The sequence below is a fragment of the Variovorax ginsengisoli genome, from assembly GCF_030811835.1.
In the GTDB taxonomy this organism is placed as follows: domain Bacteria; phylum Pseudomonadota; class Gammaproteobacteria; order Burkholderiales; family Burkholderiaceae_C; genus Variovorax; species Variovorax ginsengisoli_C.
The window spans coordinates 1-26045 of sequence record NZ_JAUSRO010000017.1 but is presented as its reverse complement, the minus strand read 5'-3'; the positions used below and the strand labels follow the sequence as shown (position 1 = coordinate 26045).

At 66.1% G+C, this 26045-nt stretch carries 17 protein-coding genes and 1 pseudogene; 6 read left to right on the top strand and 12 right to left on the bottom strand.

Annotated elements, in window-relative coordinates; all coding sequences use genetic code 11:
* Nucleotides 1-10: 10 nt before the first annotated feature.
* The 8 genes from J2W36_RS22425 to J2W36_RS22390 form a co-directional block, all read right to left on the bottom strand.
* Nucleotides 11-5179, bottom strand: a complete 5169-nt coding sequence (locus J2W36_RS22425; protein WP_307691992.1) for a malto-oligosyltrehalose synthase — start codon at nt 5177-5179, stop codon at nt 11-13.
* Nucleotides 5172-7022 carry a malto-oligosyltrehalose trehalohydrolase gene (treZ, locus tag J2W36_RS22420; RefSeq protein WP_307691991.1) on the bottom strand — a complete coding sequence of 617 codons (1851 nt, stop codon included), beginning with the start codon at nt 7020-7022 and terminating at the stop codon, nt 5172-5174. The genes J2W36_RS22425 and treZ overlap by 8 nt, the downstream gene beginning before the upstream one ends.
* Nucleotides 7019-9160, bottom strand: a complete 2142-nt coding sequence (glgX, locus tag J2W36_RS22415) for a glycogen debranching protein GlgX (protein ID WP_307691990.1) — start codon at nt 9158-9160, stop codon at nt 7019-7021. Before glgX ends, treZ begins: the two co-directional genes overlap by 4 nt.
* Before the next feature lie 3 nt (nt 9161-9163).
* Nucleotides 9164-9892 carry a mechanosensitive ion channel family protein gene (locus J2W36_RS22410; RefSeq protein ID WP_307691989.1) on the bottom strand — a complete coding sequence of 243 codons (729 nt, stop codon included), beginning with the start codon at nt 9890-9892 and terminating at the stop codon, nt 9164-9166.
* 63 nt (nt 9893-9955) lie between these two features.
* Nucleotides 9956-13288, bottom strand: a complete 3333-nt coding sequence (gene treS / locus J2W36_RS22405; RefSeq protein WP_307691988.1) for a maltose alpha-D-glucosyltransferase — start codon at nt 13286-13288, stop codon at nt 9956-9958.
* A 21-nt stretch (nt 13289-13309) separates the two neighbouring features.
* Nucleotides 13310-15301 (bottom strand): alpha-1,4-glucan--maltose-1-phosphate maltosyltransferase, encoded by a 1992-nt coding sequence (locus J2W36_RS22400; RefSeq protein WP_307692100.1) that lies wholly within the window; start codon nt 15299-15301, stop codon nt 13310-13312.
* Nucleotides 15302-15386: 85 nt separating this feature from the next.
* Nucleotides 15387-17219 carry a 1,4-alpha-glucan branching protein GlgB gene (glgB, locus tag J2W36_RS22395; RefSeq protein ID WP_370869368.1) on the bottom strand — a complete coding sequence of 611 codons (1833 nt, stop codon included), beginning with the start codon at nt 17217-17219 and terminating at the stop codon, nt 15387-15389.
* A gap of 223 nt (nt 17220-17442) precedes the next feature.
* Nucleotides 17443-18663: a polyhydroxyalkanoate depolymerase gene (locus J2W36_RS22390; RefSeq protein WP_307691986.1), complete on the bottom strand. Its 1221-nt coding sequence runs from the start codon at nt 18661-18663 to the stop codon at nt 17443-17445.
* 102 nt (nt 18664-18765) lie between these two features.
* Between J2W36_RS22390 and J2W36_RS22385 the strand changes: the two genes are divergently transcribed.
* A complete protein-coding gene (locus J2W36_RS22385; RefSeq protein WP_307692099.1) occupies nt 18766-19422 on the top strand; it encodes a glutathione S-transferase in 657 nt (218 codons plus the stop codon).
* An 81-nt stretch (nt 19423-19503) separates the two neighbouring features.
* Here the strand turns inward: J2W36_RS22385 and J2W36_RS22380 are convergent, their stop codons facing one another.
* Nucleotides 19504-19830: a cell envelope biogenesis protein TolA gene (locus J2W36_RS22380; protein WP_307691985.1), complete on the bottom strand. Its 327-nt coding sequence runs from the start codon at nt 19828-19830 to the stop codon at nt 19504-19506.
* Between the two features lie 223 nt (nt 19831-20053).
* Between J2W36_RS22380 and gnd the strand changes: the two genes are divergently transcribed.
* The 5 genes from gnd to J2W36_RS22355 all read left to right on the top strand — a co-directional run bounded on the left by gnd (nt 20054) and on the right by J2W36_RS22355 (nt 24299).
* Nucleotides 20054-21487, top strand: coding sequence for a decarboxylating NADP(+)-dependent phosphogluconate dehydrogenase (gene gnd / locus J2W36_RS22375; protein ID WP_307691984.1), 1434 nt, complete (start codon nt 20054-20056; stop codon nt 21485-21487).
* A gap of 61 nt (nt 21488-21548) precedes the next feature.
* Nucleotides 21549-22637 (top strand): PA0069 family radical SAM protein, encoded by a 1089-nt coding sequence (locus tag J2W36_RS22370; RefSeq protein WP_307691983.1) that lies wholly within the window; start codon nt 21549-21551, stop codon nt 22635-22637.
* 165 nt (nt 22638-22802) lie between these two features.
* Nucleotides 22803-23141: a hypothetical protein gene (locus J2W36_RS22365; RefSeq protein WP_370869373.1), complete on the top strand. Its 339-nt coding sequence runs from the start codon at nt 22803-22805 to the stop codon at nt 23139-23141.
* Between the two features lie 85 nt (nt 23142-23226).
* On the top strand, nt 23227-23760 hold the full coding sequence (locus J2W36_RS22360) for a hypothetical protein (protein ID WP_307691981.1): 534 nt from the start codon (nt 23227-23229) through the stop codon (nt 23758-23760).
* A gap of 347 nt (nt 23761-24107) precedes the next feature.
* On the top strand, nt 24108-24299 hold the full coding sequence (locus tag J2W36_RS22355) for a hypothetical protein (RefSeq protein ID WP_307691980.1): 192 nt from the start codon (nt 24108-24110) through the stop codon (nt 24297-24299).
* A gap of 33 nt (nt 24300-24332) precedes the next feature.
* Here the strand turns inward: J2W36_RS22355 and J2W36_RS22350 are convergent, their stop codons facing one another.
* From J2W36_RS22350 to J2W36_RS22340, 3 genes and pseudogenes are all read right to left on the bottom strand, one after another.
* Nucleotides 24333-24965: a 3'-5' exonuclease gene (locus J2W36_RS22350; RefSeq protein WP_307691979.1), complete on the bottom strand. Its 633-nt coding sequence runs from the start codon at nt 24963-24965 to the stop codon at nt 24333-24335.
* A gap of 70 nt (nt 24966-25035) precedes the next feature.
* On the bottom strand, nt 25036-25899 hold the full coding sequence (gene fghA / locus J2W36_RS22345) for an S-formylglutathione hydrolase (RefSeq protein WP_307691978.1): 864 nt from the start codon (nt 25897-25899) through the stop codon (nt 25036-25038).
* 5 nt (nt 25900-25904) lie between these two features.
* Nucleotides 25905-26045: pseudogene (locus J2W36_RS22340) on the bottom strand (S-(hydroxymethyl)glutathione dehydrogenase); the annotation flags it as partial.

The window sequence follows — 26045 nt, the reverse complement described above, 5'->3', positions numbered from 1 at the left end:
CGCCACCTGTTCAGGGGCGTGCGTCGAGCGCTGTCAGTGCCGCACCAGGGAAATGTGCAAAGGCCTGCGCCATGCGCAGCGCACCGCCCGCGACCGTCAGCACTTCGCCGGTCAGCAGATTCTGGAAGCGCGCACCGTCGGCCCAGCCGGGCAAGGCGACCCGGGTGTCGCCCCAGACGGATTCACCCAGCGGCAGCCAGTGCGTGTCCGCTGCATCGAAGGCCTGCGCCTCGGCTTCGGTGGCCAGTCCGACGAACAGCCGTCCTGCGATCACCACCAGCGTCTGCGCCTCGTGCGTGCGGGTGAAGGCGACCGCGTGCGCGGCCTGGGTGCCCGTGACGTCCAGTGCGGTGTAGCTGCCGTCGCGAAACAGCGCCGGCTGGTCGCGCCGCAGCGCAAGGAGCCGCCAGGTGGCCCAGAGCTTGGCGCCGCCGTCGTGCGGCGCGGCCGCGAGCGCGCCGACATCGCGCGCCATGTCGTCCTGATGGGCGATGGTCTCCAGCCGGTCGAGCCAGCCGCCGCGTGCGGCATAGTCGACCGGGCGGCGGTTGTCCGGGTCGACCAGGCTCAGGTCCATCAGCTCGTTGCCCTGGTAGAGGTCCGGCACGCCGGCCGAGCCGTACTTGATCAGGATCATCGACAGGCTGTTGAGCGCGCCGAACCAGGCCAGCGTGGCGCCGAAGGCCTTCAGGTCATCGAGGAAGGCGTTGTCGTCCACGCGGCCCAGGATGCGCGCGATGAAGCCGGTCAGCGCGTCTTCGTAGGCGTTGTTGGGGTTGACCCAACTGGTGTGCGCCTTCGATTCCCGCGCCGCCTTGAGCATGTAGCGCTGGATGCGTTCGACATAGTCCTGCCGGCCTGCCGCATCGAGCCCGCCGGCGGGCAGGGTGCCCAGCAGCGTCTGGTACAGCAGGTACTGGTCGGCGGGAGAGGGCGCCTGCGCGGCCGCGGCCTGTGCGGCGTCAGCCGGCGCCGCGTCGTGTTGCGCCGGCCCGTTCATCGCACGCCATCGGCGCAGCGCGAGGCGCCACGTGGCGGGCATTTCGGAGAGCACGTTGATGCGGTTGCGCACGTCTTCGGACCGCTTGTTGTCGTGGGTCGACGTGGCCAGCATGGTGTGGGGCCAGCGGCGAGCGCGGTCGGTGCTCGCGGCATGGAAGTCGGCGACGGTCATGCCGAAATGCGCGGGTTCGCCGCCCACCTCGTTGAGCGAACTCAACGGGAAGTAGCGGTAGAAGGCCGTGTCTTCCACGCCCTTGGCCGTCACCGGTGCGCTGAACTGCTGGAAGCGGATCGCCAGGCGCAGCACGCGTGCGCGCAGCGCTTCGGTCGAACCCGGCATGGCTTGGCCCCGCAACGCCAGCCGCACGAAGTCGAACACCGTGCCGTCGGCGTCCAGGCTGCGCTCGCGTGCCAGGTCGACGGCCTGGTCGATGTAGTGCCGGTCCTGGTCGGAGGGGGCTTCGATGATGTAGCTGCGATACACCGCCATGCACGCCGCCACCTCGGCCAGTGCGCGGCGCAGGGTGTTGAGCGTGTAGTCGCGCGTGTGGCGGTTGGCGCGCGCAATGCGCAGCAGTTCGGTCGACAGCACCGTGAGTTCGGATGCCAGCGCATTGCGCATGATCGCGCGCTTGCCCTGGTAGCCCAGTTCCTCGAACGATTCGTGTACGCCGGTGAAGCTGCGCCAGATGCGCGAAAAGCGCTCTGCCGTGCGGTGGTCGAGCAGCACGCCGTTGACCACCGTCGCAAAGCGGTAGCCAGTGGTGCCGTGGATGTGCCAGGACACGGGGACCTCTTCGTGCGAAGCGGCGATCTTCTCGGCCACGACGTACAGCGGCCGCGCCGGGCGGCCGTCGGCGTCGGCGCTCGGCAGCACGAGGCCGGCGCGGCGCGCGAAGCCTTCCTGCAGGCGTTCGAAGTACTGGGCCGGATCGTAGAGGCCGTCGGGATGGTCGATGCGCAAGCCGTCGACCACGCCAGCGGCGGCGAGGTCGAGCGCCATGCGGTGCGTTGCCTCGAACACCGGCTCACGCTCGATGCGCAGCGCGGCCAGCTCGTTGATGTCGAAGAAGCGCCGGTAGTTGATCTCGTCGGCCGCCACGCGCCAATAGGCCAGCCGGTACGCCTGTCGCTCGAGAAGGTCGTGCAGCGCATCGCGTTCGCCGGGCTGGTTGAAGTCGGCCACGGCCGCGGCGATGGCCTGCGCGACGGGCACCTGGCGTGACACCAGCCGGGCGAGCCGACCTTTGAGCACTTCCTTGTCGCGCGCGCGTTCGGCTACCGCCTCGGGCTGCGGCGTCTCGCGCGTGGGCAGGTGGCCGAAGGCCGATGCGATGCTGGCGAGTCCGTCGAGCATCTCGGCGTCGTTCAGGCGCGATTCCGCGCGCTGCAGCACCCGGGGGTAGCTCTCGGGTGCGAGCGGAAAGCGGTGGTCGTGGTAGTCGAGCGACAGGCTGCCGTGCTCGGGGTCGAAGGCGAGCTTGAGTTCGCCGCGTTCCAGCACATCGCCGTAATGGTCGCCGAGCACCGGCAGCAGCACCTTGCCGTGCAGCTCAACATTGAGCGGCTGCCAGTCGATGTCGAAATGCTGGGCATAGAGCGAAGCCTCGCCGTTTTCCAGCACGTCGTTCCACCACGCGTTGTCGCCGCCGAGCACGCCCATGTGGTTGGGCACCAGGTCCAGCAACTGGCCCATGCCGTGCGTGCGCAGCGCGGCGCTGAAGCGCTCGAAACCTTCGCGGCCGCCGAGCTCCGGGTTGATCTCGTCGTGCGCGACCACGTCGTAGCCGTGCATGCTGCCCGGACGTGCCCGCTGGATCGGCGAGCAGTACACATGGCTCACGCCCAGCCGGGCGAGGTAGGGCAGGATCTTTACCGCATCGTCGAAGTTGAAGTCCTTGTGGAACTGCAGGCGGTAGGTGGCGCGCGGAATCAGCGTGTCGACGCCTCGGCGCGCCGAGGCCTGGGGCGCGGGATGTGGTCGGATGGCCGCAAGCGTCTCGCACAGCTGCAGCGTGGCGCTGTCGACGGCAAGCTCCTGCAGGTCGAGGGTGAGCTTGCGGCACCAGTTCGGATGGGTGTCCACGGTGCCGGGCATGTTCGCCTGATCGACCATGCCGATGGCATCTTCCAACTGGACCATCATCACCTGCGACGGTGTGCTGGCGGCGAAGGCGTGGATCGCTGCGACCACGGCGGCTGGCAGGGTCTGCGCGCCCGTCGCCTGCGCCACGGCATCGGCCGACAGCAGGCCTGCGCGCTGCACGGCCAGCAGCAGGCGCACGCGCTCCTGCGCGCGGTCGAACAGCTGTTTTTCGAAGATCGATTGGTTCGGGAAGAGGCCGAGCGCCAGGCGCTGGCGCAGATCGTGGCCCGTCCACCAGCCGTTGAGCGTGGCGAGATCGTGCGTGCTGATGGCGACCAGCGCATTGCGCGGATAGCTGTCGGGTGACTTGAATTCGCCGTCGGCATTGCGTTCGAAGTACACCAACCGGTACGACAGCACTTCGAAGCGCGAGAGCGCGCCGCGCATCTCGTCGGCCACTGTGCCCAGATCTTCACCGATGACCATGCACTGCTGCCGCTGGCTTTCGATGGCGACGATGGCAAGCATCTCGTCGAGCGCGTAATGCACGTAAGCGCCCTGGTGCGGCGTGCCGCCCGGTGGAATCCAGAACAGGCGCATGAGGCCCATCACATGGTCGATGCGCAGGGCGCCGCCCTGCATGTTGGCGCGCAGGGTCTCGATGAAGAAGCGGTAGCCGCTGGTGCGCAGGCGGTCCGGCCGCAATGGCGGCAGGCCCCAACCCTGGCCATTCGGGTTGAATTCGTCGGGCGGTGCACCGACGCTCGCGCCGTCGACAAAGGCCTGCTGCTCGGTCCAGGCGTCGGAGCCGGCGCGGTCGACCGACACCGCCAGATCGAGGTACAGGCCCACGGCCATGCCGGCCGCATCGCACTGCGCGCTGGCGCGGGCGAGTTGCCGCGTGGCCTGCCACTGCAGGTACTCGTAGTAGCCGATGCGCTCCGCATGGCTATCGACAAAGCGGGCGACTTCGGGTGAGGTCGGATCGCGGTAGTCGGCGGGCCACACCGGCCATCCCCACACGGACGCATCGGCCGCGTGAAAATGGGCCTGCAGCGCTTCGAAGAGCGCGTGCTGGCGCAAGGCGTTGCCGCGGGAGGCACGGAACACTTCGAAAGCGTCGGCCGCGGGGCTGAGCGGCTGACCTTCGGCACGGTTGAGGTGTTCGTTCAGGAAGTGGGCGTAGAGAAGTTCCAGCACCTCGAACTTGGCGGCAGCCACACCGGGATAGTCGACCAGGGGCACGTCGCGCAGCGCAGCCAGGCGGGACTGGAAGTCCGGCGACTGCACCAGGCGCTGGGCGGCATCGCAGTCGCGGAATTCATCGATCGCCTCGACGTCGATATAGAGCACGTCGAGCGCGAGCCGCGACGACGGGCTGTAGGGGCTGGTGTGCGCCGGGTTGTGCGGAAACATCGCATGCAGCGGATTCAGGCCGACGATGCCCGCTCCGCGCTTTGCCGCCTGCTGGGCCAACTGGCCGAGGTCGGTGAAGTCGCCGATACCCCAGTTGCGCTTGGAGCGCAGCGCGTACAGCTGCACCGCCGGGCCCCACACGCGGCCGTCGTCGGCCAGTGCGGGCGGTCGATAGCAGTGCGCCGGTGCCGAGATCAGCAGTGTCTCGCCGGTCAGGCCCTCGACACTCAGGCGGTGGTAACCCACGGGGAGCGCCATCTGCAGGGCGATGCGGCGCTCGCAGTACGCCACGCCGTCGATGTCGGTGCGCGATCGCTCGGGCAGCGCATGCAGCGACAGTTGTCCGTTGCGGCGGGTGCCGTCTTCTTCCAGCAGTGTCCAGTGCGCTTCGGCCAGCGCCGCGGGAACGCGCAGCGTGAGTGACCAGTGGCTCTCGCCCGCATGGATGGCGAGTGCCGGCGGCAGGGCGCGGCGCCATCCGTCGTGCTCCACCTGCCGCAGGCTGTCCTGCAACGGGGTGGCGGAGTCGATGCCGAAACCGGCCAGCAGCGCAACCAGATGCTCGTCGGCGATCACATGGCGATGGCCGAAGATGTCGTGGTAGTCCGGTGCAATGCCGAAGTGCGCGCACAGGCGCATCAGCGCGTCGTGTTGCGAGAGGAAGGCATCATCCACGATCGTTCTCCGCAAGGGTCAGGCAGACCGCACCGGGCGCAAGCCGCAGCAGGCCGTCGGCATCGGTTTCGACACCGTTTGAATACACCGCAGTGCCCCCCAACGGCGCAATGCCGTTGGCCGGCACCTGGCCGAAGTGAGCCAGGAGGCGCAGCTGGGCGCCTGCCGGTTGTCCGTTCGCACCACCGACCGCCCACTCGACGGCCAGCGCTTCGCCGTCGCGCCAGTAGCGGCCGCCGCCGCGCTGGCCATGCAGCCGGGGGACCAGCACTTCGCGGCGCAGCGCGAGCAGGGCGCGGATGTGCGCCAGAAACTCCCGGTGCGGGCTCTGAAGGCGTTCGCTCCAGTCCAGCTTCGAGGCCAGGAAGCTGGACGCTGCATTGGGGTCGGGAATGCGCGCACGGGCCGAGGCGCTGCCAAAGGCCGCGAACTTGCCGAACTCGGCGCGACGGCCTTCGGATACGGCCGTTGCCAGTTCCGGACCGAAGTCGCAGAAGTAGAGGAACGGCGTGGAGGCCGCGTACTCCTCGCCCATGAAGAGCATGGGTGCATGGGGCGACAACAGGAGGCAGGCATAGGCTGCCTGCACCAGCACGGGCGCGCCCAGGCTCCCGATGCGGTCGCCGAAGGCCCGGTTGCCGACCTGGTCATGGGTCTGCAGGAAGGAAACGAAGGCCGCCAGGGGCAGGTGCCCGCTGGGCTCGCCGCGCAACTCGCCATCGCGAAAGGCCGAAGGCTGGCCCTGGTAGATGAAGCCCTGCGCCAGCGCGGTGCCGAATTGGGCGACGGGGTCTTCGGCGTAGTCGATGTAGTAGCCGTCGGTGTCTCCGGTGGTCAACACGTGCGCGGCATGGTGCAGGTCGTCGTTCCACTGCGCGGTGGCAACGACCGGGGTCGCGCCGTCCGTACCGCGTTCGAGATAGTGCGCGCCGTTGGCGTCGTTCTCCAGCACGATGTGGATCTGCCGCCGGCGGCCGGGGCCGTCGCGCAGCGCCGTGCAGATCTCCTGCACGATGTCGGGGGTGGAGTCATCGCGAATCGCATGCACGGCGTCCATGCGCAGGCCGTCGAAGCGGAATTCCTCGATCCAGTAGAGCGCGTTGTGTACGAAGAAGTCGCGCACCGTGCGCGCCTTGTCGCCGTCGTAGTTGATGGCGGCGCCCCAGGGGGTCTGGTGCGCCGGATTGAAGAACTCGGGGCTGCCGGCATGCAGGTAGTTGCCCTCCGGTCCGAAGTGGTTGTAGACCACGTCGAGCAGCACGCACAGGCCCAGGCCGTGGGCCGCATCGACCAGCGCCTTGAGTTCGTCCGGCGTGCCGTAGGCTGCATCGGGCGCGAAGAGCAGCACACCGTCGTAGCCCCAGCCACGCTGCCCGGGGAAGTCGGCCACCGGCATGATTTCCACCACGGTGATGCCCAGCGCCACCAGGTCGCCCAGCCGTGCCTGCGCTGCGGCGAAGGTGCCTTCGGTCGTGAAAGTCCCGATGTGCAGTTCGTAGATCACCGCTTCGGCCCACGGCCGGCCTTGCCAGGCGTCGTCGTGCCAATCGAAGGCGCGCGGGTCGACCACTTCGCTGGCTTCGTGCACGTCCTGCGGATTGCGGCGCGACGCCGGGTCGGGCACCTGGGTACCGTCGGGCAGACGAAAACGGTAGCTGTCGCCGGCGCGCGCGTCCGCAACGGTCAGGCGGTGCCAGCCATCGGCCTCGGAGAGCAGCCGAAGCGGCGGCGCATTGCCGCGACACAGTTCCACATGGGTGAGGCCGGGTGCCCAGAGTTGAAAGCAGACGCCGCCTGCATCAAGCAGGTGGGCGCCGAAAGGCATGGCGTGGGAATATTTCATGAGGTTCGGGAAGATCTGGCAAGAAGTACCAGGGATCGGCAATGCAGGGTGCGCAGCGCACCGACGTCGGCCGACGCCGCATCGTCGTCGGGCAGCCAGCCGGTCTGCGTGTCGATGAGCACCCGCCACGGGCCACCGTCGTCCGCCGGCAGGCGGAAGTCCAGGTGCTCGTGGTGAGCGTTGAGAAGGAGAAAGAAGTCGTCGTCGACCAGCGCTTCACCGCGCGTGCCGACGTCGGCGATACCGCGGCCCGACATGAACATGCCGACGCAGCGCGCGTTGACGTCGCTCCAGTCCGCGGGGTTCATTTCGATGCCGTCCGGCCGGTACCAGATCAGGTCCTTGACCTGGCCGCCCGGCAGCGGCGCGCCGCGAAAGAAACTGCGGCGCCCGAGCGAAGGATGCTTGCGCCGCAGTTGGACCAGGTGCCTGACGAAGGCGAGCAGCGTCTCGCGCTCGGTGTCGAGCGTCCAGTCGATCCAGCCCAACGGGTTGTCCTGGCAATAGACGTTGTTGTTGCCGTTTTGCGTATGGCCCGATTCGTCCCCGGCCAGCAGCATGGGCACGCCCTGCGACAGCATCAGCGTCGCGAGCAGGTTGCGTTTCTGGCGCTCTCGCAGTGAACGCACCTCGGGGTCGTCGGTCTGGCCTTCGATGCCGCAATTCCACGACAGGTTGTTGTTGCTGCCATCGCGGTTGTCTTCGCCATTGGCCTCGTTGTGCTTGTCGTTGTACGACACCAGGTCGTGCAGCGTGAAGCCGTCGTGCGCCGTCACGAAATTGATGCTGGCGTGCGGCTGCTTGCCTGACCAGCCGTACAGGTCCTGCGAGCCGGTCAGGCGATGCGCCACTTCACCGAGCATGCCGCTGTCGCCCTTCCAGTAGCTGCGCATGCCGTCGCGGTAGCGGTCGTTCCACTCGGCCCAACCCAGCGGGAAGTTGCCCACCTGGTAGCCACCCTGGCCCAGGTCCCATGGCTCGGCAATCAGCTTGACGCGGTTGAGCACCGGGTCCTGGCGGATCGCATCGAAGAAGCCGCCCAGGTTTTCCACCTTGCCCGACTCGCGTGCCAGCGCAGAGGCCAGGTCGAAGCGAAAGCCATCGACATGCATCTCCTCGACCCAGTAGCGCAGCGAGTCCATGACCAGCTGCAGCGCACGCGGATGCTCGAGATTGACGGTGTTGCCGCAGCCGGTGAAGTCGTCGTAGTAACGGCGGTTGTCGGCGTTGACGATGTAGTAGGAGGCGTTGTCCACGCCGCGCAGCGACAGCGTCGGGCCCAGCTGGTTGCCTTCGCAGGTGTGGTTGTAGACCACGTCCAGAATGACCTCGATGCCCGCGGAGTGCAGCGTCTTCACCATGGTCTTGAATTCCTTGACCTTGCGTGCGGCGCTGTAACGCATCTCGGGGGCAAAGAAACCGAGCGTGTTGTAGCCCCAGAAATTCTGAAGCCCCTGATCGGCCAGATGGCGATCGTTGAGGAAACTGTGCACAGGCAGCAGCTCGACGGTGGTCACGCCCAATTGCTGAAGGTAGTCGATGACTGGCGCGGTCGCCAGCGCGGCGTAGGTGCCGCGCAGCGCTGGCGGCACCGCCGGATGCTGCATGGTGAAGCCACGAACGTGCAGCTCGTAGATCACCATGTCCTGGCGCGCGATGTCTGGCCGTCGATCGTCGCCCCAGGTGAAGGCGGTTTCGAGCACGCGGCCCTTGGGCACCAGCGAGGCGCTGTCGCGGCGGTCGAAAGACAGATCTTCTCGCTTGCTGCCGATGGTGTAGCCATAGAGCGCATCGCCCCAGCGCAGCTTGCCCACCAGGTCTTTGGCGTAGGGGTCGATCAGCAGCTTATGGGGGTTGAAGCGGTGGCCTTCGTCGGGCTTGTAGGGACCATGCACCCGGTAGCCATAGGCCATGCCGGGCCGGGCCTCGGGCAGGTAGCAGTGCCACACGTGGTCGGTGCGCTCGCGCACTTCGATGCGTTGGCGCTCATGGCGCCCGGTGTCGTCGAACAGGCACAGCTCCACGCGCTCGGCATGCTGCGAGAACAGGGCAAAGTTCACGCCTTCGCCGTCCCAGTTCGCGCCGGGCGGGTAGGCCCGCCCGGGCCAGACCACCGTGATCGTTGGCTCGGAGGGCATCGATCAGATGCGCTTGTCGTTGCTGGGTGGTTTGGCGCTTGGGTCGAGCAGGTCCTTGGGGTCCTTGCTGCGACGCGGCCACCAGTGCTCGATGCGCTCCTGCGCCCAGTCCTTGCCACCGAGGCCAAAGGCCAGTGCCACGCCGAACACCAGGCCGCCCAGAATGATCAGGAAGCTCTCGCGCACGATGTCGCCGCCCACCTTGATCTGGTCGAGCGCGATCAGCACGACGAACGCCAGGATGGCGTACTGCGCCAGGCGACCCAGCAGCGCTGCATCCTGCAGCTTCACGTTGCGGCAGTAGGTGTGCACGGTGTCGCGGATGAAGCGGGCGAAATAGGAACCGAAGGCCAGCACCAGCAGCGCCACGAACACGTTGGGCACGAACCAGACCACACGGCCCAGCAGGTCGGTGATGTAGGTCAGGCCCAGGCCGTTGAAGGCGATCAGCAAGGCGGCCAGTATCACCAGCCAGTAGGCGAGTACGCCGAAGATGGTGGTCGTGTCGCCTTGCATGCCGCCCTGGCGCAGGAAGTTGTCGAGACCCGAGCGCTCGGTGAGCACCGGGAAGTTGATGGCACGCAATGCTTTGGTGAGTGCGAAGCGGGCGACCTTGGCGAGCAGCCAGCCCGCCACGATGACGACAATGGCGATCAGCAAGCGGGGCAGGAAGGCGCCGATCTGATAAAGAATGGCGCCGACGGGAGCCAGGTGGATGCCTAAATTGTCCATGGTGACTTTCTCCGATGCATGGGAAGCGTGAAACGCCAGGGAAGGATGCGAGCGCCGTGGCGCTCAGGGCGTGTCGACCAGGGCCAGGATGCCCTGCAGCGGTACCTGGACCCAGTCTGCACGGTTGTTGAGTTCGTAGCGCAGTTCGTACATCGCCTTCTCCATCTCGAACAGGGCGAAAAGACCGCAGTTGGAGTCCAGCCGGTGCTGCACCCCGCCTTGCGCCATCCGCGCCGTGTAGGCGTTGAGGAATGCCTCGCGCGTCTTGGCTTCCCAGTCGCGCGCCAGGGGCTCGAGCTTGGCGAGTTCGTCGGCACTCTGGGCGACGCGACGAAGCGCCGTCCAGCGTGCATAGTTGAACGACCGCACCATGCCGGCAACATCGCGCAGCGGTGAACTGGGGGCACGCCGCTCTTCGAAACTGCGGGCGGGTTCACCTTCGAAGTCGATGATGAGAAAGTCGTTTCGCGACACCAGAACCTGCCCCAGGTGGTAATCGCCATGGAAGCGCGTCTTGGTACCGGCCTGCCCCTCCGAGCCGCAGGCCAGGATGCGCGACGGCACCGAGGACGCGCGTGCCAGCAGGCGCTTGGCCTCCTCTTGCGTCGACGCGGGCAGTTGCGTCAGGCGCTCTGCCAGAAGATCGAGCGACACGCGCGCTTCCGCGGCGGCGCGCTCGCGCCACGCCGTCACGTCGGCCTCGGTCATCGGCTGTGGGTCGAAGGCCGCATCGCCGGTGCGCTGGCCCAAGGCCAAGTGCAGCTCGGCGGTGCGCTCGCCCAGCGTGTGGATGAGCGCCAAAAAGCCGCCATGCACATCGTCGGGTTGGGTCGCATCGAGCGTGCGCAGGCCTTCGAGGTACCGCTCCAGATAGCCCAGCGTGTAGTCCCAGCCGTCGCCTTGGTTGGGTACGAAGGCCTGCACCATGGCCAGGGTGAAGGTGGTGCCGTCGTTGCCGACGTATTCGACCGCACCGGCCACTGGCACGCAGTTCGGGTACTTGGCAACTTCGGTGAGGAAACGGCCGACTTCCAGCTCGGGGTTGATGCCGGCACGCAGGCGGCGGTAGCCCTTGAGGAAGAGCTGCTCGCCCAGCGTGACCACGGTGTTGCTGCTCTGTGCACTCGGCGGCGTGACCGGCAGGGTGTCGAGGTCGGTCCCCGCGCCGACCAGCGCCTGGAAGGCTGCCGTCGGCCGGAACAGCAGGCGTCCCTTGGCCGTCGGCAGGGTCTTGCTCTCGCCGATGGCGCGCACGATGGCACGGCAGAAGGTTTCGTCGAAGAAGGCGTCTGCCATCACGCCGACGTTGGCCTGCTGGCGCACCTTGGCCACGGCGCCGGCCGAGACGGCGCTCAGGCGTGCCTCCTCGCCCTCTTCCCATGCCAGCGCGAGCGGCGCGAAATAGTTCGACGTTTCCGCAGGGCCGTCGAGTTCGATCAGCGGCAGCATCCAGCTCAAGCTGTCCTGGTCCCAGACCGCGTGATCGATCAGGCGCGCGCGCTGAACCGTAGTGCCCTTGGACGCGTACCAGCGCTGCGTCTCGACGTAGCGTGGCAAGGTGTCGGTCTCGAACTGCACGCGCATGCGCTCGGCCATGCCGATGCGCCAGGGCATGACGCGGTCGCGAAAGAAGCTGGTCCAGCCGTCGAACAGCACCAGCACCGGCCGGTCCTGCAGCGGCATCGCGTCGTGGTGCCACACCGGGGTGGCCACGTCGGTCGAAAGCCGGAACCAGTAGAAGCCGTGCGAGGGCAGCGTCAGCAGATAGGGCAGGTCGCCGATGGGCGGAAAGGCCACGCGGCCCAGCATTTCGACCGGCACGCGGCCCTTGAAGGCCGACAGGTCCAGTTCGACCGGTTGCGCCGACTGCGAGAGGTTGAACACCGAGAGGATCGCGTCGTCATCGTGCTCGCTCAGGTAGGCGAGGATCTTGCGGTTGCCTGGCTTGAGGAAGGTGCGGCGTCCGCGGCCGAAGGCGCGGCTGGTCTTGCGCGTGGCGAGCATGCGCTTGGTCCAGTTCAGCAGCGAGCTGGCTTCGCGCGATTGCGTCTCGACGTTCAGCGCCTCGTAGCCGTACATGGGGTCCATGATCGGCTGCAGGTACAGGCTCTGCGGATCGGCGCGGGAGAAGCCGGCGTTGCGGTCGGGGCTCCACTGCATGGGCGTGCGCACACCATTGCGATCGCCCACGAACACGTTGTCGCCCATGCCGATCTCGTCGCCGTAGTAGATGATCGGCGAGCCGGGCATCGACAGCAGCATGCTGTTCATCAGCTTGATGCGGTCGGTGTCGTTTTCCATCAGCGGCGCGAGGCGGCGGCGGATGCCCAGGTTGATGCGCGCGCGCGGGTCGGCGGCGTACATGCGGTACATGTAGTCGCGCTCCTTGCTGGTCACCATCTCGAGCGTGAGTTCGTCGTGGTTGCGCAGGAAGATGGCCCACTGGCAGCCTTCGGGGATGTCCGGCGTCTGCTGCATGATCTCGACGATCGGATCCCGGTCTTCCTGTGCAATCGCCATGTACATGCGTGGCATCAGCGGGAAGTGGTACGCCATGTGGCATTCGTCGCCGTCGCCGAAGTACTCACGCACGTCTTCCGGCCACATGTTGGCTTCGGCCAGCAGGAAGCGGTTCTTGTATTCCGCGTCGATGGTCGCACGCAGCTGCTTGATGACCGCATGCGTCTCGGGCAGGTTTTCGTTGCTGGTGCCGTCGCGCTCGACCAGGTAGGGAATCGCATCAAGCCGAAAGCCGTCGACTCCCATGTCCAGCCAGAAGCGCATGGTCTTCAGGATCGCTTCCATCACCGCCGGATTGTCGAAATTCAAGTCCGGCTGATGGCTGAAGAAGCGGTGCCAGAAGTACTGCTTGGCAACCGGGTCCCAGGTCCAGTTCGACGTCTCGGTGTCGGTGAAGATGATCCGGGTGCCTTGGTAGATCTGGTCGGTGTCGCTCCAGACGTAGAAGTTGCGTTCGGGCGAGCCGGGTGGGGCAATGCGTGCTGCCTTGAACCACGGGTGTTCGTTGGAGGTGTGGTTGATCACCAGCTCGGTGATCACGCGAAGCCCGCGCTGGTGCGCGGCGTCGAGCATTTCCTTGAAGTCGGCGATGGTCCCGTACTGTGGATTGACGTCCTCGTATTCCGAGATGTCATAGCCATCGTCGCGCAGCGGCGAAGGATAGAAGGGCATCAGCCAGATCGTGTTGACGCCCAGCTCCTTGACGTAGTCGAGCTTGGCCGTCACGCCCTTGAAGTCGCCGACACCATCGTTGTTGGTGTCGAAGAAGGCCTTGACGTTGAGCTGGTAGATGACGGCGTCGCGGTACCACTGCGCGTCGTCCGTGCTGTCGATCGCAGGGGTTTCGAGGGCCAGGGCGGGGAGCGGGGCGTTCATGACGAAATGGCCTTGGAGTGTTTATTCAAAATCGTTCTCGTCGCGCGCACGGCGCAGGACCTGGAAGACATGGGCGGGCGCCTGCTGCGGGTCGAGCAACACGTAGTGCCAGTCGCCCTCCCATTGAAAGCGCTGGTCGCTCAGCAGGTCGTGCATCTGGAACTGCTGGCCGGGTTCGACGCCGATGGAAGTCGACGCCAGGTTGATCCAACCCGACTGTGCCTGGTTGGGGTCGAGATTGACGACGGTGACGATCACGTTCCGGCCGTCGGCCGACTGTTTGCTGTAGGCCAGCAGTTGGTCGTTCTCCACGCTCAGGAAGCGCAGGCTCGTGTTGTCATGCAGTGCCGGATTGGCACGACGCGCCTTGTTGATGCGCGTAATGAAGGGGGCCAGGCTGTAAGGCGCGTCATGGTTCCATGTCCGCAATTGGTACTTCTCGGAGTCGAGGTATTCCTCGCTCCCCGCATGGCGCGGCAGGTGTTCGAGCAGTTCGTACGCAGGCCCGTAGATGCCGTAGTTCGCTGCGAGCGTGGCAGCCAGCACCAGCCGCAGCCGAAACATCGAAGCCTGGCCCTGCTGGAGTTGCTCGTGCAGGATGTCGGGCGTGTTGGGCCAAACGTTGGGACGGAAGTACTCATGCCCCGGCCCCTGAGAGAGTTCAGTGAAGTACTCGATCAGTTCGGCCTTGGTGTTGCGCCACGTGAAATACGTGTACGACTGCGAATAGCCCAGCTTGGCCAGCCGGTGCATCACCTTCGGGCGGGTGAAGGCTTCCGCCAGGAAGATCACCGTCGGGTGTTCGCGCTTGATCTCGCCGATCACCCATTCCCAGAAGGGGAAGGCCTTGGTGTGTGGGTTGTCCACGCGGAACACCGTGACGCCTTCGCCGATCCAGTGGTCGAACACGCTCTTGAGTTCCAGCCAGAGGCCTTGCCAGTCGTCGCACTCGAAATTGAACGGGTAGATGTCCTGGTACTTCTTCGGCGGGTTTTCCGCGTACTGCACCGAACCGTCGGGCCGCCAGCGGAACCAGCCAGGGTGCGCTTTGACATAGGGGTGGTCCGGCGCGCACTGGAACGCGATGTCCAGCGCCACTTCAAGCCCCGCGTCGCGTGCTGCCGTCACCAGATGGCGGAAGTCATCGGCCGTGCCGAGCGCCGGCAGGATGGACTTGTGCCCGCCCTCGTCGGACCCAATGGCCCACGGGCTGCCCACGTCGTCGGCTTCGGCCACCAGCGCATTGTTCTTGCCCTTGCGCTGGATGCGACCGACAGGATGGATGGGCGGAAAGTACAGCACGTCGAAGCCCATGGCGGCAATCGCCGGCAGGCGCGCCTCGACGTCCCGGAAGGTGCCGTGCACGCCCGGCTCGGTGCCCGCCGAGCGGGGAAAGAGCTCATACCAGCTGCTGAAACGAGCCAGCGCCCGGTCGGCGACCAGTGGCAGCTCGACGGGGTAGCGCGCTTCGAAGCGGCGATCGGGGTAACGCGATGCCAGTGCCTCCAGCACTTCGTCGAGCGCCATCGCCTTCAGGCCGATGCCTTCGATGGCCGGGTCGGCCGCGTTGCGCTCGAGTTCCCGTGCGAGACGGTTGAGTTCGGCGCGGTCGGCGCCTTCGGCGCGCGACGCTGCTGCGGCTATTTCGAGCGCGCCGACACGCGCCGCGATGCGGATGTCCTCGTCGTCGATACGGCGTGTGAGTTCATGGCGCCATGACGCAAAGCCGTCGACCCACGCCACCACGGTGTAGCCGTATCGGCCTGGCACCGGTGGCACGAAAGACGCCTGCCAGATGTCGTTGTTCAGCAGTGCCATGGGAACTTCATGCACCTCTGACGCGCCCTCGGCGCGCCATTGCAGCAGCACGCGCAGCACGTCATGCCCGTCGGCGAAGCAATGGGCGGTGATGTCTACGCGCTCTCCGGCCACGCGTTTGACGGCAAAGTGGCCACCATCCACGATGGGGAGCACGGCATCGACCACGGCACGCACCTGCCCCTGGCCAGGCATCACGGTGGCCGCGCCCGCACTTGCCGGGGCGGGTGCGAGCGGGGGTGTCGTGGTCTTGGTGGCGGGCTTGGAAGCGGATTTGGACTTAGACATGGGCATCGGGCTTCAGAATCAGGGTGGACAGGGGAGGCAGCGTCAGATTCAGCGACTGGGCGTGGCCATGTGCAGGCAACGGGTCGGTACCGACTTGGCCCAGGTTCCCCCATCCTGCGCCGCCGTAGTCGGCCGCGTCGCTGTTGAGCAGTTCGCGCCAGACGCCCGCGCGGGGGACACCGACCTTGTAGTCGGTGCGGGGCTGCGGCGTCAGGTTGCAGACCACCAGCACAGGCGCACCGCCGGCCAGGGGTTTGCGCAGGAAGGCAATCACGCTGGCATCGGCATCGTCGGCACCGACCCATTCGAAACCGTCGGTTGCGAAGTCGAGTTCGTACAAAGCAGGTTCATGGCGGTAGACGTGGTTGAGCTGCCTGACGAAGCGCTGCAGGCCGGCATGCTCGGGCAGGTCGGTCGCCCACCATTGCAGTTCGCCGTCGTGCGTCCATTCGCGGCGCTGGCCGAACTCGCATCCCATGAAGAGCAGCTTCTTGCCCGGATGCGCCCACATCAGCCCGAACAGGGCGCGCAGGTTGGCGAACTTCTGCCAGTCGTCGCCCGGCATCTTGGTGATGAGCGAGCCCTTGCCATGCACCACCTCGTCATGCGAAAGCGGCAGCACGAAGTTCTCATCGAAGGCATAGACCAGCGAGAAGGTGAGCTGTCCCTGGTGGTACTTGCGGTACAGCGGGTCCTGCGCGAAGTAGGCAAGGGTGTCGTGCATCCATCCCATGTTCCACTTCATGCCAAAACCCAGACCGCCCATGTCGGTCGGGCGCGAGACCATCGGCCAGGCGGTCGACTCCTCGGCGATGGTGACCGTGTCCGGGTGCGCACGGTACATGGCGCGGTTGAGGTCACGCAGGAACTGGATGGCCTCCAGGTTTTCCCGTCCGCCATGGACGTTGGGAATCCATTCGCCCTGCTTGCGCGCGTAGTCCAGATACAGCATCGACGCCACGGCATCCACGCGCAGTCCGTCGAGGTGGTAGCGCTCCATCCAGAACTCGGCCGACGAGATCAGGAAACTGCGGACCTCGTTGCGACCGTAGTTGAAGATGCTTGAATTCCATTCCGGGTGAAAGCCCTGACGCGGGTCTTCATGTTCGAACAGGTGCGTGCCGTCGAAGAAGCCCAGGCCGTGCTGGTCGGTCGGGAAATGCGAAGGCACCCAATCGAGCAACACGCCGATGCCGTTCTGGTGCATATGGTCGACGAAGGCCATGAAGTCCTGCGGCGTGCCGTACCGCGATGTCGGCGCAAAGTAGCCCGTGGTCTGGTAGCCCCAGGAACCATAGAACGGATGCTCGGTGACGGGCATCAGTTCGACGTGGGTGAAGCCCATGTGCTTGACGTAGGCGGCCAGCCGGGTCGCCAGTTCGCGCCAACCCAGCATCTCGCCGTCCTGGCGTTGCCACGAGCCCGGATGCACCTCGTAGATGGACATCGGCGCGCCCAGCGCGTTGCGCGGACCGCGCGTGGCCATCCATTCGTCGTCCTGCCAGGCATGGCCGGACAGCGACCAGACGCGCGAACCGGTGCGCGGCGCCTCCTCCGCGTAGAAGGCAAACGGGTCCGCCTTGTCCACGACGTAGCCGCGTTCGCGGGAGAAGATGCGGAATTTGTAGACCTGCCCCTGGACCGCGTCGGGCGCAAAGCCTTCCCAGATCCCGCTGTCGTCCTGGCGCGCGGTCAGGCGAAGTGCGTTTTCGTCCCACCCGTTCCAGTCCGCGATGACGGAAACCGCCTGCGCATTGGGTGCCCAGACTGCGAAGTGCGCGCCTCGGCCGCTGGGGTCGAGATGGCAGCCCATCGTTTCGTGCATCAGGGCATTCGTACCCTCCCGGAAAAGCCAGATGTCCTGATCGCTCAAGCGTTGGGGATGAATTTGCACGGATGGGTTCCTCCTGGTGCACACAGAATAGCCATGTGCTTGTCGACCATCTATTGGAGTGCAGCCTGCGCGCGGCGGATGACCCGTCGAGCGCCCTTTGGCGTGTCGGACAGGAGCCTGTATGCCTCCTGGGGCGGCGGTGGCCTGCGGCCTGTCAACGCCTGTCTTCGGTCGCCGAGTGGATGGTGTCGCGCACCCGCGGATAGATCTGCGTGTTCCAGCGGCTGCCGCTGAACACGCCGTAGTGGCCGACGCCAGCCTGCAGGTGGTGTGTCTTGCGCGAGGGACGAATGCCGGTGCACAGGTCCTGCGCTGCCAGCGTCTGGCCAATGGCACAGATGTCGTCGCGCTCGCCTTCGACCGTCAGCAGTGCGGTGCGGCGGATGGCCGCGGGCACGACCTTGCGCTCACCGACGGTGAGCACGCCGCGCGCCAGGTCATAGGTCTGGAACACGCGCTCGACCGTCTCCAGGTAGAACTCGGCCGGGAGATCGTTCACCGCCAGGTACTCGGCGTAGAAGCTGCGGATGGGGTCGGCCTTGTCCGGTTCGCCATCGGCCAGGTGCTGGTAGAGCTTGCTGAACTGTGCCTTGTGCCGCTCGGGGTTCATGCTCATGAAGGCGGCGAGCTGCAGGAAGCCTGGGTAGACGCGACGCATCATGCCGGCATGCGGCCAGGGCACGCGGCTGATGAGGTTGTTACGGAACCATTCGATGGGCTTGCTGGTGGCGAGCGCGTTGACGCCTGTCGGATTGATGCGGCAGTCGACGGGTCCGGCCATCAGCGTCAGGCTGCGCGGTGTGGCGGGATGGTCGTCCTCGGCCATCAGTGCCGTGGCGGCGAGTGCGGCGACGCAGGGCTGGCACACGGCCACCAGATGCACCCCAGGGCCGACAGCTTCGAGAAAGCGCACGAGTTGCAGGGTGTAGTCGTCCAGTCCGAAGGCGCCCTGCCACAGCGGTACGTCGCGCGCGTTGTGCCAGTCGGTCAGGTAGACGTCGTGATCGCGCAGCAGGGTGCGCACGGTTTCGCGCAGCAACGTGGCGAAGTGGCCCGAAAGTGGTGCAGCCAGCAGCACGGGAGGATGCACGGCATCGGTGTGTTTGCGAAAGTGCAGCAGCGTGCCGAATGCACACACCAGTGCCGGCTCCTCGGTGACGGGCACCTCATGGCCGTCGACCACCACGCTGTGGATGTCGTAGTGCGGGCGGGTGTGCGTCAGACGCATGAGCGAGAAGACTTCGCAGGCCGCAGCCAGCTGGCGTGAAGCGCTGCGCGGGGTGTCGTCGACCCACAGGCCCTGGCTCAGGCCTTGCGCCGCAAGGCGAAGGGGCGAGAGAAGATCCGACTGGTTCTGGTAAGCCCGGTACAGCATGCCGAGGCTGCAGGCAAGTTGCGGGCCATGTCATGGACCATCTCGCGGGCCTGTGGCATGGCGCTTGCACGCAAGGGGCTATCGCGCATCCAGGAGCTAGGCATGGCTTTACCCGTCCTCACCATCAGCAGCAAGAACTACGGCGCATGGGCCCTGCGCGGCTGGCTGATGTGCCGGCTGGCAGGATGGGAGGTGGTGGAAAAAACCATTTCGCCGGACGATCCGGCAATGAAGGCGGAAATCCTGTTGCTTTCATCTTCCGTGCGGGTGCCTTCGCTGCTGCACGGCGACGTGCATGTATGGGACACGCTGGCCATCGGCGAGTACCTCAACGAACTCAAGCCCGCAGCCGGCCTTCTGCCGCTCGACCCCAAGGCGCGCGCGCATTGCCGCTCCATCTGCGGCGAAATGCACTCCGGCTTCAGTGCATTGCGCAGCTCATTGCCGATGAATCTCAAGGCGCGTTTCTCGGAGTTCAAGGTCTGGTCGCGAGCCCAGGCCGACATCGACCGGGTGGTCGACATCTGGCGCGATTGTTTCGCCGCTTACGGAGGCCCGTTCCTTTTTGGTGCGCGCCCGTGCATGGCTGACGCGATGTACGCCCCCGTGGTGACGCGCTTTCTGAGCTACAACGTGACGCTCGACGACGTTTGCGAAGCCTACTGCCTTCAGATCATGGCGCTCCCCGACATGAAGGAATGGGTCGAGGCCGCCCTGAGCGAGCCTGATGACATTGACGAACTCGACGCGGAATTCTGAAAGCGCCAACGGCGGTCATCCCTGAGGATGGCCGCCGTTGTACCTGAAAAACAAACTGGGCCCGCAAGGCCCTTGGCTCGCTTACTTCGGGGTGCCGCCCTGCATGGTTTCGGCATGGCCGGGGCGGCGCTGGTCACGCGTTTGAGCGCGGGCTTCACCGGCGACCGCTGCGCGATCGGTGCCAACGGCGCCGCCCTCAGGGGTCTTGTTGATGTCGCCGCCTGCAGCCGGGCGCACCTTGCCGACACCGCGCTGCTCTTTGCGGGCCTCTGCGGCGAGCTGGGCCTTGCCGGTCGTGAGGCCCGGGGTGGCAGGCGGCACGGCAACGCCCGGTGGGGTGCTTTGGGCGTAGGCCGCGCCAGCGGTTGCGAAGGTGCCGGCAATCAGGAGAGCAAAAATCTTGCGCATGGGGAGTCCCTGGAAAAAAGTTGAAGAGGGCCGGCGTTGCACGGTGGCATTGCTTCTTGCCCGGTGAAACCTCAGCTTGCCAAAACTGCGGCCTAAAGTCGTAGGACGACAACGCATCCGCTTGCCGCGTTGCGTTGCCCGGCCGCGTGGGCAACAGGCGCGTGCTTGCACGGCAACTTGCCGATCGCGGCATGATGGAGGCTCCTGGACTTTGGAATGCAAGATGCAAACGACCACCCGCCCGCTGAGCGACTTCGGACTGATCGGTCTGGCCGTGATGGGCCAGAACCTGGTGCTGAACGTGGAGAGCCGCGGCTTCCAGGTCAGCGTGTTCAACCGCACGACGGCCACCACCGACGAATTCGTGGGCCGGCACCCCGGCAAGAAGCTCATCGCGACCCACACGCTCGAAGACTTCGTCCAGAGCCTGGCGAAGCCGCGCAAGATCCAGATCATGGTCAAGGCCGGCGCACCGGTCGACCAGGTGATCGAGCAGCTGATTCCGCTGCTGGAGAAAGACGACATCGTCATCGACGGCGGCAACAGCCTCTACACCGACACCGAGCGTCGCGACGCCTACCTGGCGGGCAAGGGCCTGCGTTTCATCGGCGCCGGTGTGTCCGGCGGCGAAGAGGGCGCGCGCAAGGGCCCGGCCATCATGCCGGGCGGCCCCGCGTCGACCTGGGAAGTGATGAAGCCGATCTTCGAGAGCATCGCGGCCAAGGTCGACGGTCAGCCCTGCGTGATCCACATCGGGCCGGGCGGTGCGGGCCATTACGTGAAGATGATCCACAACGGCATCGAGTACGGCGACATGCAGCTCATCTGCGAGGCCTACAACCTGTTCAAGGCCGCGGGCTTCACCACCGACGAGATGGCCGCCATCTTCAACGAGTGGAACGAGGGAGAGCTGCAGAGCTACCTGATCCAGATCACCGGCAAGGCGCTCGAGCAGAAGGACCCGGACACCGGCAAGCCGCTGGTCGAGATGATCCTGGACAAGGCCGGCCAGAAAGGGACCGGCCAGTGGACGCTGATCAACGCTGCCGAGAACGCGGTCGTCATCAGCACCATCAATGCGGCCGTCGAAGCGCGCGTGCTCTCGTCGCAGAAAAAGCAGCGTGTGATCGCCAGCAAGCAGTTGCAGGGCCCGACCCCCGACCTGTCTGCAGAGAAGAAAGCGCTGGTTGCCAAGGTCCACGATGCGCTCTACGCGTCGAAGGTGGTGAGCTACACGCAGGGCTTCGACCTGATCAAGACCATGGGCGAAAAGCGGAACTGGGGGCTCGATTTCGGGGGCATCGCGTCCATCTGGCGCGGCGGTTGCATCATCCGCGCGCGCTTTCTCAACCGCATCACCGAGGCTTACCGCGACGACCCGGCGCTGGTCAACCTGATGCTCGCGCCGTTCTTCAACGCGCTGCTCAATCGGACCCAGCAAAGCTGGCGCGAGGTGGTGGCACTCGCCGTGCGCAACGGTATTCCCGTGCCCGCGTTCAGCGCGTCGCTCGCCTATTACGACAGCTACCGCGCCGAGCAGCTGCCAGCCAATCTGCTTCAGGCCCAGCGCGATTTCTTCGGTGCGCATACCTACGAGCGCGTCGACCAACCCGAAGGAAAGTTCTTCCATACGGAGTGGCCCGAAGTCATCGGTTGATTGCGCCGTCGGACTTGCTTTCGGGCGCGGATGCTGGATACTGTGGATAATAACAGTATCCATGACCGACGCCTTCATTCCCCTGCACGCCCTCAAGGGCCGTGGTGCGGCAACCCGCATCGCGCACCGTTTCGAGCGTGACGCGCGCAGCGCGTTCGACGATGGCTGGGGAACGCTGGAAGAGGGCGCTGCCGAGCCCCTCGCGCCGCTGCAGACACACGTGCGCTTCGAGGACGTGAAGTCGGTGCTCAGCGACAACGATTCGCCCGACATTCCCTTTGATCGGTCGCTCAATCCTTACCGAGGCTGCGAGCATGGCTGCATCTACTGCTTTGCCCGGCCGACGCACAGTTACCTCAATCTGTCGCCCGGGCTGGATTTCGAGACCCAGCTGATCGCCAAGCGCAACATCGCCGAGGTGCTGCGCGCGGAAATCGGCAAGAAGAACTACCGGCCCAGCCACATCGCCATCGGCACGGCGACCGATTGCTACCAACCGATCGAGCGCGAATTGCGCCTCACGCGGTCGGTGATCGAGGTGCTCAAGGAGGCCCGTCACCCCTTTGGCCTGGTCACCAAGTCGAGCGCCGTCGAGCAGGACCTCGACCTGATCGTGCCCATGGCGGCCGACCGGCTGGCCGCTGTCTATGTGACCATCACCACGCTCGACGCGGAGCTGTCGCGCAAGCTGGAACCGCGCGCGGCGGCGCCACACCGGCGGCTGCGCACGCTGCGCACACTCGCCGATGCGGGCGTGCCGGTAGGGGTCAGTGTGGCGCCGCAGATCCCCTTTGTGAACGAGGACATGGAGCAGGTGCTCGAGGCCGCCTGGGACGCCGGCGCACGCTGCGCTTTCTACACCGTGGTGCGGCTGCCCTGGGAGGTGGCCCCCCTGTTCAAGGAGTGGCTTGAATTGCACTACCCGCAGCGCGCCGACCGCATCATGGCGCGCATCCGCGACATGCGCGGCGGCAAGGACTACGACGCCGACTTCGCCACCCGCATGAAGGGAAGCGGCCTGTGGGCCGACCTGATCCGCCAGCGCTTCGAGAAGGCGACGAACCGCATCGGCTTCAACCGGCAACGCATCGCGCTGGACCTCGGTGCATTCAGCCCGCCGGGCGCTCCGGGGCAGGGCAGCCTGTTCTGACGCAGGAGAGGCAAGTCACGTTTTGCAACCATTGCGCGGCGGCGGACGTCCACCGGCGCCTGACGACGGGCGTTTCAGGATCAGGGCGATGTTGCCCCGATGCCAGGAGCTGTCGTGAATTCTGTCTCTGTCAAACTCAAGTGGGCGATCGCCGGCGCCGTGGCAATGGGCGCACTGCTGGCCGGCACCGCCGCCAATGCCGGCGTGAGCTGGTCCGTGGGTGTCAGCGTGCCCGGTGTGGCGGTGGGCGTGGCTGAACCGGCCCCCGTCTATTACCCACCTGCACCGGTCTACACCGCGCCGGCCCCTGTGTACTACCGCCCGGCGCCGCCGCCCGTCTACTACGCCCCGCCACCCCCGGTGTACGAGCGTCCGGCACCGGTCTACTACAGCGCGCCGCCGCCGGTCTATTACCGGCCCGCGCCTGTCTATTACGAGCCAGCCCGCGTTTACTATGAGCATCGTCGCCCCTGGCGGCGCGAGGGGTGGGGTCCGGGCTATTGAGCGTCTTCCGTTCGGGTGTTCCGACGGCGCAGGGATGACCGTCGGTGCCTGATACGATGGGATGGCACCCTTGTGCGTACCTCCCATGACCACCATCCAGGCCCGCCGCAAACTCATCGTGATCATTCTGCTGGCGGTCGCCCTGGGCGGGGCGGCCATCCGGCATTACGCAGCACCGGGGTCGATCCTTCGCGACACCGGCACCCTGTTGATGCTGCTGTGGATCCCGATCATCGGCAACATCATTTCATGGCTGGTCGCGCGGCTGCGCCGTCCGGTCGCCGCGGTGCCTTCGGGATTTGACGAACGTGCCGGGTTCACGCCGCACCTGAGCGTCGAGCTCACGTTGCGGCCGCCGCAGATTCCTGCGGAAGACACGCCTTTTTCTGCGGGCGAGCACCGGTGTGCACTGGTGGTCGACAACCAGGGCTTCTCGGCGCGATGGCGGGTGGCAAGCGGCGAGCGCGTGATGCGCGGCCAGCCGCACCACGTCGACGTCGAATTCCTCGTACCTGCCATGGCGTTGCCACGCCTTCCGTCTGATTCGGCATTTCGCATGCTCGTTGGCGACTCTTTCATTGGCGACGGACGCGTGCTGAAGGTGTTGCTGCGGCAATGAGCGCTGCGTGGCCCGGGTGGACCGCACATAGCCAATTCCCATTGGCATCATAGAAACGCAGATGCACCACGCGTGCCTCCGCGATGGCACCATCAGGTGGTCCCATCCAGGAGCGCCATCATGAAGAAAATCCAGAAGATCGTCGGTTTCGCCATTTCGTTCGGCGGCGTGGCCATTGCGGTGTCAGCTTGGTTCTGAGCGGGATCTGCCCGATCGGTACTGCGCCCTGCCGTTGTCCTACGCTCGGCAGGGCGACAAGCTGGCGGTGACCTCGACCGGCGGAATGCACGATGAATGGCATTCCCCGCCAGCCTTGGCCCCAACGCCTTTCACCCCCACGAACCGCCATGCAGACCGACGAATGGACCCGCACCGAGATGGGTTACCCCGCAGCACTTGCACAGGTTGATGCCAGAGTGCCGCGTACGCTTTCGCCCTACTGGCATGGGCGTGCCTACCATGCCGGGGAGCCTGCCTCTGCCCTGGAGCTGAGCCTGGGATGGACAGAGGTGTTCGACGACGCTTCAGACGCTATCTGAGGCACCGCACCCGCGCTGGCACGCGCAGGCCCCTTATCTGGTACGAGACATCGCTGCCAGCACCGTCGCATCCAAGTCCATCGCATCGGCTACGCACATGGCCGCGAAGGCGTCGTTGGCCGCATAGCAGATCTGTCCTTCCGACAGTTTCCGGTTGGCCCAGTTCGATGTGGTCTGCTTGCGCGATTTCACGAACCGTCGCTCGAACATCAGTGCAACCGCCATTTTCACCCCCACCGAGGTCCGGTAGCCGCGGCGTTTGAACACGGTGTCGAGGTCCAGCAGCGCCTGGGGTTCGACTTCCAGGCTGGCGCGGATTTGTGTGCGGTCGCCGGCCAGGCCGAAGCCGACCTTGACGATGGCGCTCGAGGCGATCAAGTGTCCCGCTGCTGCGCGGCAGGCCGGGTCGTGGACCTGGAACACCCAGGCCCGGTCGAGCGAGGCGAACTGCACCGTGTGCGGCCCGGTCGAGACCTCGTTCTTGAGAAAAGTGGGTTTCGATTCGGTGTCGAAGCCCACCACGTCCAGCGCGCCCAGTTCGGCCAGCGCCCGCTCGGCCTGGGCTGCGTTTTCGACCACGTCGATGTCCTGCAGGGTGAGGCCGGGGAAGACGTCGAAGCCGGCGATCTCCTCGCGGGTCGGCAGAAGTGGCGGGGCGGTGTTCATGGGGCTTTCTTTTTCTTCGGCGCTTTCAGCGCATCGAAGGGGGCAGCGCTGTCGACGAGCCCGGCCACGCTCAGGCCTTCAGCAGCTGGGCGTGATGGACCAGGTGGTCGGCCATGAAGCTCTGGATGAAGTAATAGCCGTGGTCGTAGCCCTCGTGGCGGCGCAGCGTCAGCGGCTGGCCGATGGCGTGGCAGGCCGCCTCGAACAGATGCGGGTGCAGTTGCTCGACGAGGAATTTGTCGCCCAGTCCCTGGTCGAGCAGGATGCCGGCGGGGTAGGGCGCGACCGGCTGATTCTCCATCAGCACCGTGGCATCGTGCTCGATCCAGCGCGTGCGGTCGGCGCCCAGGTACCCCGTGAAGGCCTTCTCGCCCCAGGGACAGCGCGTGGGCGCGCAGATCGGCGCGAAGGCCGACAGCGACTTGAAGAGGCCGGGGTGCCGCAGCGCCAGCGTGAGCGCGCCATGCCCGCCCATCGAATGGCCGAACAGGCCGATGCGCTGCGGATCGATCGGAAAGGCGGTGCTGAGCAGCGGCAGAAGTTCGCCGATCAGGTAGCTTTCCATGCGCCAGTGCGTGGTCCACGGCGTCTCTGTCGCATCGAGGTAGAAGCCAGCGCCCACGCCAAAGTCCCAGCTCGCCGCCTCGCCGGGCACGTTCGCGCCGCGCGGGCTGGTGTCGGGCGCGACGAGTGCGATGCCGAGTTCGGCGGCCAGCCGCTGCGCGCCTGCCTTGATCATGAAGGTCTCTTCGTTGCACGTCAGTCCGGCAAGGTAGATCACGGCCGGCACCGGGCCGTCGGTGGCCTGCGGCGGCAGGAACACCGAGAAGCGCATCGGCAGGCCGATCTCGGCGGAGGCGTGTTCGTGGAAGGTCTGCGTGCCGCCGAAGCAGCGGTGTTCGGACAGGGTGTTGATCATCGAATCGGTGGTCATGCGGCTCAGTACAGCACCACGCCGCGGATCGACTCGCCGCGCTTCATCAGGTCGAAGCCCTTGTTGATGTCTTCCAGCGGCATGGTGTGCGTGATCAGGTCGTCGATGTTGATCTTGTTTTCCATGTACCAGTCGACGATCTTCGG

Bases quoted from the DNA above. Each gene is read 5' to 3' on its own strand.
- treZ (WP_307691991.1), bottom strand. From the start codon at position 7,022: ATGAAATATTCCCACGCCATGCCTTTCGGCGCCCACCTGCTTGATGCA.
- glgX (WP_307691990.1), bottom strand. From the start codon at position 9,160: ATGCCCTCCGAGCCAACGATCACGGTGGTCTGGCCCGGGCGGGCCTAC.
- J2W36_RS22410 (WP_307691989.1), bottom strand. From the start codon at position 9,892: ATGGACAATTTAGGCATCCACCTGGCTCCCGTCGGCGCCATTCTTTAT.
- treS (WP_307691988.1), bottom strand. From the start codon at position 13,288: ATGAACGCCCCGCTCCCCGCCCTGGCCCTCGAAACCCCTGCGATCGAC.
- J2W36_RS22400 (WP_307692100.1), bottom strand. From the start codon at position 15,301: ATGCCTGGCCAGGGGCAGGTGCGTGCCGTGGTCGATGCCGTGCTCCCC.
- glgB (WP_370869368.1), bottom strand. From the start codon at position 17,219: ATGCACGAAACGATGGGCTGCCATCTCGACCCCAGCGGCCGAGGCGCG.
- J2W36_RS22390 (WP_307691986.1), bottom strand. From the start codon at position 18,663: ATGCTGTACCGGGCTTACCAGAACCAGTCGGATCTTCTCTCGCCCCTT.
- J2W36_RS22385 (WP_307692099.1), top strand. From the start codon at position 18,766: ATGGCTTTACCCGTCCTCACCATCAGCAGCAAGAACTACGGCGCATGG.
- J2W36_RS22380 (WP_307691985.1), bottom strand. From the start codon at position 19,830: ATGCGCAAGATTTTTGCTCTCCTGATTGCCGGCACCTTCGCAACCGCT.
- gnd (WP_307691984.1), top strand. From the start codon at position 20,054: ATGCAAACGACCACCCGCCCGCTGAGCGACTTCGGACTGATCGGTCTG.
- J2W36_RS22370 (WP_307691983.1), top strand. From the start codon at position 21,549: ATGACCGACGCCTTCATTCCCCTGCACGCCCTCAAGGGCCGTGGTGCG.
- J2W36_RS22365 (WP_370869373.1), top strand. From the start codon at position 22,803: ATGGGCGCACTGCTGGCCGGCACCGCCGCCAATGCCGGCGTGAGCTGG.
- J2W36_RS22360 (WP_307691981.1), top strand. From the start codon at position 23,227: ATGACCACCATCCAGGCCCGCCGCAAACTCATCGTGATCATTCTGCTG.
- J2W36_RS22355 (WP_307691980.1), top strand. From the start codon at position 24,108: ATGCAGACCGACGAATGGACCCGCACCGAGATGGGTTACCCCGCAGCA.
- J2W36_RS22350 (WP_307691979.1), bottom strand. From the start codon at position 24,965: ATGAACACCGCCCCGCCACTTCTGCCGACCCGCGAGGAGATCGCCGGC.
- fghA (WP_307691978.1), bottom strand. From the start codon at position 25,899: ATGACCACCGATTCGATGATCAACACCCTGTCCGAACACCGCTGCTTC.